The organism is Acinetobacter sp. C13 (assembly GCF_016809775.1).
Classification (GTDB): domain Bacteria; phylum Pseudomonadota; class Gammaproteobacteria; order Pseudomonadales; family Moraxellaceae; genus Acinetobacter; species Acinetobacter pittii.
On sequence record NZ_JAFBJL010000001.1, the window covers coordinates 35,333 to 48,192 of the forward strand.

At 41.6% G+C, this 12,860-nt stretch carries 11 protein-coding genes and 1 other RNA gene; 10 read left to right on the top strand and 2 right to left on the bottom strand.

The window, feature by feature from the left end; genetic code table 11:
• The first annotated feature begins 237 nt into the window (after positions 1-237).
• Together JGE69_RS00180 and JGE69_RS00185 are read left to right on the top strand one after the other, a co-directional pair.
• The gene (locus tag JGE69_RS00180) at positions 238-687 is read left to right on the top strand and encodes an ABZJ_00895 family protein (RefSeq protein ID WP_199111775.1); all 450 of its coding nucleotides are present in this window, start codon (positions 238-240) and stop codon (positions 685-687) included.
• A gap of 86 nt (positions 688-773) precedes the next feature.
• Positions 774-1,679: a TIGR01777 family oxidoreductase gene (locus tag JGE69_RS00185; RefSeq protein ID WP_199111776.1), complete on the top strand. Its 906-nt coding sequence runs from the start codon at positions 774-776 to the stop codon at positions 1,677-1,679.
• On the opposite strand, the gene JGE69_RS00190 is transcribed toward JGE69_RS00185, so the two are convergent.
• Positions 1,671-2,786: an NAD(P)/FAD-dependent oxidoreductase gene (locus tag JGE69_RS00190; protein WP_044099913.1), complete on the bottom strand. Its 1,116-nt coding sequence runs from the start codon at positions 2,784-2,786 to the stop codon at positions 1,671-1,673. The genes JGE69_RS00185 and JGE69_RS00190 overlap by 9 nt on opposite strands.
• 25 nt (positions 2,787-2,811) lie before the next feature.
• Complete coding sequence (gene hemB / locus JGE69_RS00195) at positions 2,812-3,825, bottom strand: porphobilinogen synthase (RefSeq protein ID WP_000222569.1); 1,014 nt, start codon at positions 3,823-3,825, stop codon at positions 2,812-2,814.
• Between the two features lie 142 nt (positions 3,826-3,967).
• On the opposite strand from hemB, the gene JGE69_RS00200 reads away from it, so the two are divergent.
• From JGE69_RS00200 to JGE69_RS00235, 8 genes are all read left to right on the top strand, one after another.
• Positions 3,968-4,465, top strand: coding sequence for a thioesterase family protein (locus JGE69_RS00200; protein WP_002121786.1), 498 nt, complete (start codon positions 3,968-3,970; stop codon positions 4,463-4,465).
• 267 nt (positions 4,466-4,732) lie between these two features.
• Positions 4,733-5,884 (top strand): EmrA/EmrK family multidrug efflux transporter periplasmic adaptor subunit, encoded by a 1,152-nt coding sequence (locus tag JGE69_RS00205; protein WP_199111777.1) that lies wholly within the window; start codon positions 4,733-4,735, stop codon positions 5,882-5,884.
• A 6-nt stretch (positions 5,885-5,890) separates the two neighbouring features.
• Positions 5,891-7,414 (top strand): DHA2 family efflux MFS transporter permease subunit, encoded by a 1,524-nt coding sequence (locus JGE69_RS00210; protein ID WP_086394284.1) that lies wholly within the window; start codon positions 5,891-5,893, stop codon positions 7,412-7,414.
• Between the two features lie 303 nt (positions 7,415-7,717).
• Positions 7,718-9,703 (top strand): gamma-glutamyltransferase, encoded by a 1,986-nt coding sequence (gene ggt, locus JGE69_RS00215; protein ID WP_199111778.1) that lies wholly within the window; start codon positions 7,718-7,720, stop codon positions 9,701-9,703.
• Between the two features lie 161 nt (positions 9,704-9,864).
• Positions 9,865-10,224: a transfer-messenger RNA gene (ssrA, locus tag JGE69_RS00220) on the top strand.
• Positions 10,225-10,630: 406 nt separating this feature from the next.
• Positions 10,631-11,518, top strand: coding sequence for an endonuclease/exonuclease/phosphatase family protein (locus JGE69_RS00225; RefSeq protein WP_227616437.1), 888 nt, complete (start codon positions 10,631-10,633; stop codon positions 11,516-11,518).
• Positions 11,515-11,961: a hypothetical protein gene (locus tag JGE69_RS00230; RefSeq protein ID WP_199111780.1), complete on the top strand. Its 447-nt coding sequence runs from the start codon at positions 11,515-11,517 to the stop codon at positions 11,959-11,961. Before JGE69_RS00225 ends, JGE69_RS00230 begins: the two co-directional genes overlap by 4 nt.
• Positions 11,962-12,105: 144 nt before the next feature.
• A complete protein-coding gene (locus JGE69_RS00235; RefSeq protein ID WP_199111781.1) occupies positions 12,106-12,816 on the top strand; it encodes a toll/interleukin-1 receptor domain-containing protein in 711 nt (236 codons plus the stop codon).
• Positions 12,817-12,860 lie beyond the last annotated feature (44 nt).

Below are 12,860 nucleotides of genomic sequence, written 5' to 3' on the forward strand. Positions count from 1 at the left end.
GGTCAAAAACTTCATCAAGGGTTTCGGCTGCTAACAAAACCTAATCCGAAGGAAGGAAAGAGTCGTAATGAAAGGTCACCGAAACAATTTTGCGGATGCCGTGCAAAGGAAGTATTCGGTTGCTGCGACCTTGTTACCCTATATAACGTCAAGAGATCAGGATTGGTTGACAGAAAAATGAAAAAAAATCGAAAAAAATTTATAATTATTTTTTGAACCCATAAATTAGGCAAAAATATGACCAAATTACGTTCTTACTTTCTCTGGTTTTTTGGTTTATGTATTGTGCTCACCTTAATTGTAGGTGTGGTTGCAGCACTATTACCAGCGAGTGTAGGTGGTATTTTAACAGCCGTTCCATATTTAGGTGCAATGATTTTTGTCTTATTTAAATTTCTAAAGAAAGAACGCCGTGCCCCGACTGTACCAGAAAAAAAGAAATTTACTTTGGGTTTTACCCTGATTTTTTGGGGCTATAACTTGTGTGGTGTTTTATTTGGTCTGTTTTTATTTGCCAGAAAAGACCCTGAGATTTTGCAGAACTTTATGCTTTACCTCAAACAGCCTCAGTTTTTAAGCATTATGGTGATTATGCTTTTAATGTTAGCTATTCCGCTTTATTTAATTACCTACTGGTTTTATGGCAAGCAGGCACAGCGAATGGCTGCCAAAATGTTTAACGTGTAATAGATCACTACGAAAACTCATACGATTAAATATAAATGAGTCTTATACAATTAAATAAAACTTGAATCCTCAGCTTAGGAGGAAATATGAATAAGAATGTATTAATTACAGGTGCAAGTGGTTTTATCGGAACGCATTTAATTAAGTTCTTGCTACAAAAAAATTATAACGTGATTGCTATGACACGGCAGGCTGGAAAGGCATCTGACCATCCTGCCTTGCAGTGGGTGCAAAAGTTTGAAGATATTTCGACCCGACAAATTGATTATGTGGTGAATTTGGCAGGTGCAAATATTGGCGAGAAACGCTGGACCGAGTCACGTAAAAAACAACTCATTGAAAGCCGTGTAAATACGACCCGAAAATTGTATGCATGGCTCAAACAATCTGAAATTTTTCCGGAAGTAATTGTGTCTGGTTCTGCAATTGGTTATTACGGAATAGATGATCAAGAAAAGTGGGCAGAGGTGTGCACAGAACAAAGTCCGCCACAGCCTATTTTTATGTCCGAGCTTTGCCAAGAGTGGGAACGCGCAGCTTTAGCAGACGCTCAGCAAAATACTAAAATTATTCGTTTAGGTGTAGTGTTTGGGCAGGGCGGTGGCATTTTGCCTAAAATGTTGCTTCCGATTCGACTCAATTTAGTGGGTCAAATTGGTCATGGTCGTCAGCCTGTGGTTTGGGTGCATATTGAAGATGTATTAAATGCAATAGAGTTTATATTTCAGCATCCTCAATCTGCTCAAATTCACAATGTCGTGGCGCCAGAAAATGTGACTCAAAAGGTATTTGTTGAACAAGCTGCTGCGGTTTTGAATAAGAAACCACTGTTGTCAGCACCAAGCACTGTTTTTCGTTGTTTGTTAGGGGAACAGTCGCAATTGATTTTGAATGGTCAATATGTCAAACCTGCTACCTTACAAGCAGAAGGATTTAAGTTTGCTTATCCTCAGTTAAAAATGGCTTTAGAAAATATACTCGCCTCAGGCTAAGATTTTATTTTGCAAGCGCTCTGGTGAATATGCTTTGGCATCAACTAAAGTCGGTTGACCCAGCATAAGCTGACGGAGCAATTGCGCAGAACCTGCACCCATACATAACCCATTTCTAAAATGACCAAAGTTTGCCCATAGGTTATCCATTTCAGGCATTTTGCCAATGTAGGGAACGCCATTTGGTGAACTTGGTCTAAGTCCCGCCCAACGATGTACAATCGGGAAATCGGCCAGTTCAGGCACCATTTCTAAACATGCTTCTAAAATATTGTGCTGGGTGGTTTCATCGGTAGACGTGTCAAAACCACGATGCGCCATGCTAGACCCGCACACAATATGACCGTCCATACGTGGAATGAGATACATCACTCGATTCATACACATGGTCGGTAGCCAGTGGGCAGGGGTTTTAAACAACAACATTTGGCCTTGAACGGGTTCGACTGGAATTTCGAGTTGTAATTGGGAGTTCCAGTAATGGCTCCAAGCACCCGAAGTTATTACAAAATGGTCTGCTGTATGTTTGCGACCATCTTCAGTTTGTAGGGTTTGTATCACATCACCCTGTTGAATCAGCTTTTTAACAGCTGAGTGTTCAAAAAACTCAACATTTGGATGTTGCTTTAAATAGCTAATCAGGGACTGTAAAACGCGTGGGTTGCGAATATTAGACAGTTCAGGGAAATAAATCGCTTCTTGAAACTGATCGGAAATATGCGGGTTGACTTGTTCTAGCGCATCTCGCTGTAAATATTCACAGCGCTGCATTGGTTCTTGATGCTGTTCTGCGTAGGACAAACCAAAGTCAAAATCTTCTTCATCAAAAATTAGCATGCCTGTGTCATGAATTTCAAAATCAATCCCTGTAATAGGGTAGAGCTTTTGGTTCCATGCTTGATAAGAGGCTTTGCCAAATTGAGCGAGTTGGTTCACTGCATGCACATAGCGCCACGGATACATCGGAGAGAGAATGCCTCCGCCAGCCCAAGAGGCTGCTTGTCCCGCTTGTTGTTGATCAAAAATGCTGACTTTACAGCCTTGTTCAACCAACTCCAGCGCAGACATTAATCCACTTATGCCCGCGCCAATGATTGCAATATGCATGCAGTGTTATCCTTTCTCTGCGAACTTAGTTCATTTCCTTGAGTTTTTCAGCAGCGGTTTCTGCAAAGTAAGTCCAGATCCCGTCTGCACCAGCACGGCGGCAGCACATGAGTGATTCTAAAATGACTGAGTCTGATAACCAGCCATTTTGAATTGCGCCAGCTAACATTGCATATTCACCACTCACTTGATAAATGAATGTCGGAATACCAAAGGTATCTTTCACTTCACGTACCACATCTAGATATGGCATGCCTGGTTTTACAATTACCATGTCGGCGCCTTCTTGAATATCAAGCGCGATTTCATGTAAAGCTTCGGCACGGTTGGCAAAGTCCATCTGGTAGTTATATTTATTACCACCTTTTAGGTTGGATGCAGAGCCAACAGCATCGCGGAACGGGCCATAGAAGCTAGATGCATATTTCGCAGAGTAGGCCATGATGTTGGTATAGATGTGACCATTAGCTTCTAAAGCCTGACGAATTGCGCCAATACGGCCATCCATCATGTCACTTGGAGCAATCACTTCGGCACCTGCTTCTGCGTGACTTAAGGCTTGTTTAATCAAGCACTCTACAGTCTCGTCATTCAGCACATAGCCTGTTTCATCAATAATGCCGTCTTGACCATGAGTCGTGTAAGGGTCGAGGGCACCATCAGTAATTAACACCATTTCTGGTAATTCTTTTTTAAGCAGACGGCAGGTGGTTTGGACTAAACCATCTTCACGCCATGCAGCTTCTGCGGTGAGGCTTTTATCTTCTTGCGGAGTAACTGGAAAAAGAGCCAGTTTTGATACGCCCAATTCCAGAAGTCTTTCAGCTTTTTTCAGTAACAAATCTGCCGACAAACGCTGAATGTTTGGCATACTTGGAATATCTTGGGTCTGATTTTGTCCCGGTAATACAAATACTGGATAAATCAAGTGATTGGTAGTGAGCTGTGTTTCGCTGACCATCGCACGCAACTGGTCATTTTTACGGATACGGCGCATGCGAGTAGCTGGAAATGCAGGACGATTGAACGTATAAGTCATAACAATCTCGATGTTCGGTATTACACTAGGATAGGTTGGCGGATATTCCATTACTGTCAACCGACTGCTGTATTGTAGCCCCATAATGCTGGATTTGTACAAAATTATGGGTGTTTATCATGCTTTTAAATTTAGGCAATGTATGAGTGAAGAAAAGAAAAATTGGACTGGGAACATCCATTTAGGTGCAAAAACAGACTTAACGGTGGTTCTCAACCAATTATGTAAGGCGTTTAATAGCTCTCCTTTTTTTAAGCATAGTGGAATGATTATGCGTGTGGTGGACGGGCACATTGAAGGCTATATCGAGATGCAACCCAACCTGATTGGCAATTTGGCATTTCAGATTTTGCATGGCGGCGTTGCTGCAACTTTGCTCGATAGTATTGGTGGAATTGTGGCAATGGAACACCTATACCGCCGTTCAACTCCCGAAACTTTAACTGAAACCATTAAACAAGTATCGCGTTTGGCAACCGTCGACATGCGTGTAGATTATTTAGCACCAGGGCGTGGTAAATATTTTATTGCACGTGCTGAAGTATTACGTTTAGGTCGTAAAGGCTGCACCATGCGCATGACCATGGTCAATGATGAAGATAAAGCCATTGCTGCGGGTATTGCTTCATATGCCTATTAAGCAATGAATTGAATCATTTAAAAGCGCCAAGTGCGCTTTTTTTAGTGTTTGAAAAGCTAAAATTTTCATAAAAACTTTGAGATAAACATTAATTTAATTAGAACGAACGCATGAGTTATAAAATTTTATTCTCATATTATGAGGTTTTAGCGTTAAAATTAGCTCCTTTGACAATGCGGTATGTCTTGTTTATAGAAAAAGAAAAACTCTATAACAAGGTGTAGTGCGAGATTGATGGCAAAGCCAACTCATCTTTAGGAACATACCATGACTGATGCACAAAGCAATGTACAAGAAACAGTGCCAACAACATCTGCCTCGGATGAAAACAATCAAAACAAGCGCAAAAAATTTCTTGGTTTTTTTGCGCTGATTTTATTGATCGCCGCTATTTTGTATGCAATCTGGGCATTATTTTTAAATAATTCCGTGAGTACGGATAATGCCTATGTCGGTGCAGAAACCGCGCAAATTACTTCAATGGTGAGCGGACAGGTCGCTCAGGTTGTCGTAAAAGATACCCAAACTGTACATCGTGGTGACGTGCTGGTTCGTATTGATGACCGTGATGCCAAAATTGCATTGGCTCAAGCTGAGGCAGAACTTGCCAAAGCAAAACGCCAATATAAACAAACTGCGGCAAACAGTAGTTCTTTAAACTCTCAAGTGGTGGTGCGTGCTGACGAAATTAACAGTGCCAAAGCACAGGTTGCTCAAGCACAGGCAGATTATGACAAAGCTGGGTTAGAACTCAACCGCCGTGCACAACTTGCCGCATCTGGTGCAGTATCTAAAGAAGAGCTCACTAAAGCACAAAGTGCAGTTGAAACAGCTAAAGCAGGGCTAGAGCTTGCCAAAGCTGGTTTAGCGCAAGCCTCTTCAAGCCGTAAAGCTGCTGAAAGCACCTTAGCTGCAAACGAAGCGTTAATTCAGGGTGTAAGCGAAACATCAACACCTGATGTACAAGTTGCACAAGCGCATGTTGAACAAGCTCAGCTTGATTTGGAACGTACCGTGATTCGTGCACCAGTTGATGGAGTAGTTACGCGCCGTAATATTCAAGTCGGTCAACGTGTTGCGCCGGGTACGAGCATGATGATGATTGTGCCACTTAACGATTTATATGTAGATGCAAACTTCAAAGAAAGTCAGTTGAAAAAAGTCCGTCCAGGTCAGGCGGTCACGCTGACTTCAGATTTATATGGCGATGACGTTGAATATCACGGCAAAGTGATGGGCTTCTCTGGTGGTACAGGCTCTGCCTTTGCCTTAATTCCGGCTCAAAACGCAACAGGTAACTGGATTAAAGTGGTTCAACGCTTACCAGTCCGTATTGCACTTGACCCGAAAGAACTTGCTGAACACCCACTGCGTGTTGGCTTGTCGATGGAAGCAAAAGTCGACTTATCTGCGAAGTAAACGCTTATGAAAACGCAAACACCTTTTGCCGAACTAAGCGGTGGCCGTTTAATACTGGCAGCGTTTGTTATTGCCTTGTCGAACTTTATGGTTGTGCTCGATACGACCATTGCCAATGTATCTGTACCGCACATTACCGGTAACCTTGCCGTTTCAAGTACACAAGGGACATGGGTTGTTACTTCGTATGCAGTTGCAGAAGCGATTTGTGTACCTTTAACAGGTTGGCTTGCAGGGCGCTTTGGAACTGTTCGGGTTTTTATTTTTGGTCTGATTGGTTTTACCATTTTTTCTTTTTTGTGCGGCCTAGCAAACTCGTTAGGTATGCTGGTGTTTTTCCGTATTGGACAAGGTTTATGCGGTGGCCCGCTTATGCCACTCAGTCAAACCTTGCTGATGCGTATTTTCCCTCAAGAAAAGCATGCACAGGCGATGGGCCTATGGGCCATGACTACCGTCGTTGGGCCAATTTTAGGGCCGATTTTGGGTGGTCTGATTAGTGACAACCTGTCTTGGCACTGGATTTTCTTTATTAACTTACCGGTTGGTATTATTTGTGTTTTAGCGGCAATGCGCTTGTTAAGAGTGGCTGAAACAGAAACGATTTCTTTAAGAATCGACACCGTCGGTTTAGGTTTGTTAATTCTGTGGATTGGTGCACTACAGCTCATGCTTGATTTGGGGCACGAACGAGACTGGTTTAACAGCACCAGCATTATCGTTTTAGCTTTAACTGCCGCCATTGGCTTTGTGGTGTTCCTCATATGGGAGCTCACCGACAAACACCCCGTCGTAGATGTGAAAGTCTTTAGGCATAGGGGCTTTGCTATTTCGGTACTGGCCTTGTCGCTCGGCTTTGGAGCATTCTTTGGCAGCATTGTACTGATTCCGCAGTGGCTGCAAATGAACCTTTCCTACACTGCGACATGGGCCGGATATTTAACCGCAACCATGGGCTTTGGTAGTTTGACCATGTCACCGATTGTGGCAAAGCTCTCGACCAAACATGACCCACGCGCACTGGCAAGTTTTGGTTTGATTTTGTTGGGTGCTGTTACCTTAATGCGAGCATTCTGGACCACAGATGCCGACTTTATGGCGTTGGCTTGGCCGCAAATCTTACAAGGTTTTGCTGTGCCATTTTTCTTTATTCCACTGTCGAATATTGCACTTGGTTCGGTACTCCAGCAAGAAATTGCATCTGCTGCGGGCCTCATGAACTTCTTAAGAACCATGGCAGGGGCGATTGGCGCTTCAATTGCAGTGACCGTGTGGGACGACCACGCCAAAGTTGCCCGTAGTGAAATGGTGTCAAACCTACATACGACTGAAGTACAAAACACACTTTTGCAAAATGGTTTTACGGCTGACTCGACGCTCGGAATTATTTCAAACCTTGTCGATAAAGAAGCCATTACCATGTCGGCAAACCATGTGTTTTTGCTATTTGCGATGGTGTTTGTCTTTGCAGGGCTGGTGATTTGGCTGTGTCCTAAACCCAAACAGGTCAGTGGCATGCCTTCTCACTAAACACAAAAAAGCATCTCTTCGGAGGTGCTTTTTTTAGGCCAACTACAAAATGAGCGAGTTTATAAATAGCAGATTTTGCCTGTATTTAAAGAAATAAAGCATGCCAGAATTGGGCAAATCAGTTATAAAAGAGTGTGATAACAAACAAGGAGACATTACACAGAGTATAAAATAAACACCGCCAATCATTTAATATTATTAAAACTTTATTTTTATCAAAGATTAAAAAACTGAAGACCTGAAAACAAAGAAGCTTGCATGGCAATTGCATGGATAGGCAGGCGTATATATTGGAGTTATCACGTGAATAAAAGATATTCATTTTTGTTCAGTAGTTTATTAGCAGTCGGTTTATTACAAGGATGTGGAGATGACTCCTCGTCAGATCAGCCCAAGGATGATTCAAATATAACCCCACCCAATTTAATTGTAGATAATGACCCGACCAGTTGTAGCAAACTGGCACAAGACGGTTCAAACGTGGTGGTCGGTTCAAACCAAAATGGTGACCCAGCCGCGCCAGAGGGTGCATCGGGTTATAGACTCGGTAACACGGTTAAATACGCAGATAAATATATGGTGGTGGCAAACACGCCACTTGCGGTAAAAGCAGGTTGTGATGTTTTAAAAGCAGGCGGTAGTGCAGTTGATGCAGCCGTAGCGGTACAAGCCGTGCTTGGTTTGGTCGAACCACAATCGAGCACGATTGCCGGTAGTGGTTTTATGATGTATTACGATGCTAAAACCAAACAAGTCACTGCTTATGATGGCCGTGAAACCGCACCAGCAGCAGCCAACGAATTTTATTTAATTCGCCAAAATATATATGACCCAAATTCACCTCCGCCTGTACCAAGTGCGCGCCGTAGCGGTCGCTCGATTGGTGTGCCGGGTGTGATGCGTTTATTGGAACAAGCACAAAAAGAGCATGGCAAACTCAAGTGGAACCAACTTTTTGGTGAAGCGATTGGTTTGGCTGACAACGGTTTCCGTATTCCGGGGCGTTTGGCAGATGCAATTGCAAGCAATGCAAACAACTTAGCGCTCGATGCAAATGCAATGGCAACCTATTTCTACCCAGATGGATCACCTCGTAAAGTGGGTGAAACCATGACCAATAAAGCCTATGCAAAAACCCTAGAAGCACTCGCTTCACAAGGGGCAAATGCACTGCACACTGGGCCGATTGCGCAAGCCATTGTGGCAAAAGCAGGGCAAACGGTGGGGGATGACCCAGCACGGACTCCAATTACCCCAAGTTTGATGACCTTGCAGGATTTATCAAACTATCAGGTGAAAAAACGCGACCCGATTTGTACGACGTATCGTGACCGTTACTATATATGTACCATGCCACCTCCATCTTCGGGAGGGATTGCAGTTGCACAGACGCTGGGTATTTTAGAAAACTTTGACATGTCGCTCTATCCACCTAAGAACCCTGAAAATGAAGGCGGTGTACCTGATGTGATGGGTGTGCATTTAGTGTCTGAAGCAGAGCGTTTGGCCTATGCCGACCGTGACAAATATGTCGCAGATACTGACTTTGTTCGTTTGCCAGCACAGGGTATTCCAAGTTTTATTGATAAAAATTACTTAAAACAGCGTGCTGCACTGATTAACCCGAACCAAAGTATGGGCGTTGCACCAGCGGGTAATTTCAACCCAGCTTCGGGTGTCGACACCACTGTTGAACATGGTACGACTCAGTTTACGATAGTAGATGCCTATGGCAATGTGGTTTCAATGACATCGACTGTTGAATCGAGCATGGGTTCATTCCATATGGTGGATGGTTTCTTGTTATCAAACCAGTTAACTGACTTTAGCGCAAACCCTTATGACAGCACGGGAGCACTTGTTGCCAACCGTGTAGAAGGAGGCAAACGCCCACGTAGTACTATGGCGCCAACCTTAGTGTTTAAAGGCACCACGCCAGATGAGTTTTATATGGCAACAGGTTCACCAGGTGGCGGTACGATCATTCAATATGTAGTTAAAACTTTGGTGGGTGCATTGGACTGGAATTTAAATGCACAGCAGGCCACTTCGCTTGTAAACTTTGGCGCGACCAATAGCAAAAACACCAATGTGGATAGCTCAAATGTACAGCTTTCTTTAGTTGACCTGATTGAAGGCTTAAAAGCAAAAGGGCATGGCATCTCTAACACTGCACAAACCAGTGGTATTTCAACGATTATGAAAGTAAATATAAATAATCAAAGTAAATACGCAGGTGGGGTAGACCCACGCCGTGAAGGGATCGTGTTAGGCAATGGTGCTTTATAGGCCAAACTTAAAAAAGCTGTCATTTTTGGCAGCTTTTTTTTATGAGGGGCCTTGAAAAAAACAAAAGGCACTCAATTATGTAAGTATGTTCATCAGTGGCAGACTGTTGATAAAATGCACAGCATTTTATTTTAGTTATGCTATGATGTGCAGACATTCATGGGGATGTTATTGGCTTCGACGCCGGTGATGAAACTCATAGATGCATGCCGAGAGCGCATTTTCTCTCGTAAATAAAATTTGCATTTTAATAGTCGCAAACGACGAAACTTACGCTCTAGCTGCCTAAGGGCAGTTTGTCCGCTTCCTAGAATACTTGTGGTTTAGGAACCCGACCGTAGCGCACGCACACAAGTCCGTATAGAGTCAAGCCTCGGGGCTTTATACCAAACTTAGAGGATCGCACCTTGTACCCTGTTCGTCGGGTCACTTGGTGTTAAAACAATAGACGATATCTAAGCATGTAGTATTCTCGAGCGTAGTGCTGGCGGACGCGGGTTCAACTCCCGCCATCTCCACCAAAATACTTTAAATAAATCAGCCACTTATCATAAGTGGCTTTTTTATTGACAGAATTTTGACAGGCTAGAGTTTATTATAATTTTTGCTATTTCTCATTTATTCTTGGATTTATATAATTAGGATTTTAAAAACGTGCTTTAGTTAAACATTTTTACTTATATTTTATGGATAAAGTGGAAATGTGTGATTAGATATATTTTGAGTTTATAGTTTACTTTTATAGATTAGAGCTAGATTCGATAGAGATACTAAAAACTATAGATTCATCGAATTAAGTATTAGAATTATTTTTAGCTTCATGTGGTTAAGAGAACTGGTTTTCTGTATTTTTAGCTCTATAATTAATTATCAATCTATTATTATGATAATATTTAACGTTAAATGAACGATTATTTGTATCCTATATTGTGGTGGAATACCAGCCTATCTCCTCCTATTAGTTCTAAAAGAGGGGTTGCTAATAATGATAAAAAAAAATTAGTAGCGCTAGTATTAGAAAAATTTATGAATATTGGATATGAATTTATTTGCTTGGGTGAAGTTAGCCAAAGCGACCTAGATTTTTTTGATATGGAAATTTCTCCCCAATCACTTGGGTATTATTGTGCTAAGGGAGTTGAAAAATCCGGAAGAGTTTATTTTGATACATGTATTTATTATAAAAAAACAAACACACTAATAAGGCATGGAAATACAGATGTTAAAAATTTTGAAATGTACTCTTCAACTAGAACTTTTAAATATGGTCAAAAATATACTTTCCAGCTAAGTCTAGGAGATGTTGCTATTATTTATCTTTCGCATTGGCCGAGTAAGAGGAATGATGTATATCTAAAATTAACATCAATAGCAGAGAGGTTGAGGATTGATGTTGAAGCAGAGCTAGCCTTGGGAAGAAAGGTTATAATGATGGGAGACTATAATGTGGAACCTTATCATGATGCTCTAGTTCATCATTTACAGTCGTCTCGAGAAAAAGAATTAGTGCTAAATAAAGCTGCAGCACGAGTGTTATATAACCCATGCTGGAAATTTCTATCATCTATTCAAAACAGTTCAGGAGTGATGAAAGAGGGGACTTATTATTATCCATCAGGGGCATTTAATCGTTGGTACACGATAGATCAAGTTTTATTCTCCCATGGTTTTTTAGTTGGAGATTGGGAATTAAAAGATGAGCATGTCAAAATCATTGATATTGATTTATTAATGACAGATTGTAAAAATGGATTAAGCCCTAATGTATCAGATCACTTACCAATAAGTGCAATTTTAACAAGGAAATTACCATGACAAAATTTTTAACGGCTATTGAGTCTGGAATAGAAGCCTCCTTGGATAAAGAAAAAAATATTAAAGAAATATTAAGCATGGTTGATCAAGTTAAACATGAAGTAGAAAGTTTTTCTAAAGGTAAAGTTACACTAGAGTTAGCATCTCCTTACGAGGGTTTAGGGGTATTTTTGAAAACAATAGCAATTGCAGAACATAATAAAGTAAATAATGGAACAGACAAACCTGCTGATAAAATTTTGAAGGCTGTCTTGGTGAGTGATAAGTCAATTTCAGAACGACTAACTGTAATTGAATTTGGTACGCAAGGCTATCCTTGTACAATTAAGGTTGATGGTGACGAATTATCTGCGGGGGATTCTGAAGGATTGGAAAGGATATTTGTCAGGCTTCTAGGCTCGCCTGTAACTGGTAAAAAATTAAGAAAACTTGTTGGTTTGTAAATTTTTAAATATAAATCAGTAAAATAGCTATATTAGAATTTTATTGTGCTTATATACTCGATGTGTCTTTTAGTTTCAATAAGAGCACATTAGTCTGATTACATCTCTACTTGATAGGAAAATTACAAATGGGAGAATTACAACATGGCTAGATGTACAGCCCCTGTCCGCGGACATAGCTCAGCTGCTGCTGCCGCTGCTTGTCCTGCATGCCGTAATCGCAGTAGTTATCGCTATAGTGGCTATGGTTCAAGCTATTCATCAAGTAATAGTGGGAGTAGTTACACAGGCAGTAGCTACGGCAATAGTGGAAGTTCTAGTAGATCAAGCAGTAGTTCAAAGCCACGTTGGGCAAGAGCTGGTTCATCTATTTCGTACACGTCTGCTCAAATAATGTCACTTACACCAATTCGCCAAACTATTGAGATACGAGCAGTAGAACAGCCAGACCTACGTGACGTTTTCCTCTGCCATGCATGGGATGATCGTCAGGGTGCAGCCAAGGACCTGCATCAGTTACTTGTAGCATCTGGTGTTAAAGTTTGGTTCAGTGAGAAGGATTTGGGGCTTGGTGTGCCAATGATGCGTGCCATTGATAAGGGGTTAGCAAATTCTAGAATAGGGCTTGTTTTAGTGACTCCAGCACTTTTAGCTCGCCTTCCTAAAGAAAGCGTTGCAGACAAAGAGCTTTCGACACTTTTAGCTGGTAACCAATTAATTCCAATCGTGCACAATACAACTTATGAAGCACTCCGTAATGTCAGCCCTATGCTTGCCTCTAGAAGTGGCTTGGACACTTCTGAGGACTCAATGGCTGTCATTGCAGAAAAAATTGCTGAGCTAGTTACGATTTGATTTTAATGGAAATGAACTCTAGCAATCTAATTTTCTATTGAAAT

Bases quoted from the DNA above. Each gene is read 5' to 3' on its own strand.
- JGE69_RS00180 (WP_199111775.1), top strand. From the start codon at position 238: ATGACCAAATTACGTTCTTACTTTCTCTGGTTTTTTGGTTTATGTATT.
- JGE69_RS00185 (WP_199111776.1), top strand. From the start codon at position 774: ATGAATAAGAATGTATTAATTACAGGTGCAAGTGGTTTTATCGGAACG.
- JGE69_RS00190 (WP_044099913.1), bottom strand. From the start codon at position 2,786: ATGCATATTGCAATCATTGGCGCGGGCATAAGTGGATTAATGTCTGCG.
- hemB (WP_000222569.1), bottom strand. From the start codon at position 3,825: ATGACTTATACGTTCAATCGTCCTGCATTTCCAGCTACTCGCATGCGC.
- JGE69_RS00200 (WP_002121786.1), top strand. From the start codon at position 3,968: ATGAGTGAAGAAAAGAAAAATTGGACTGGGAACATCCATTTAGGTGCA.
- JGE69_RS00205 (WP_199111777.1), top strand. From the start codon at position 4,733: ATGACTGATGCACAAAGCAATGTACAAGAAACAGTGCCAACAACATCT.
- JGE69_RS00210 (WP_086394284.1), top strand. From the start codon at position 5,891: ATGAAAACGCAAACACCTTTTGCCGAACTAAGCGGTGGCCGTTTAATA.
- JGE69_RS00230 (WP_199111780.1), top strand. From the start codon at position 11,515: ATGACAAAATTTTTAACGGCTATTGAGTCTGGAATAGAAGCCTCCTTG.
- JGE69_RS00235 (WP_199111781.1), top strand. From the start codon at position 12,106: ATGGCTAGATGTACAGCCCCTGTCCGCGGACATAGCTCAGCTGCTGCT.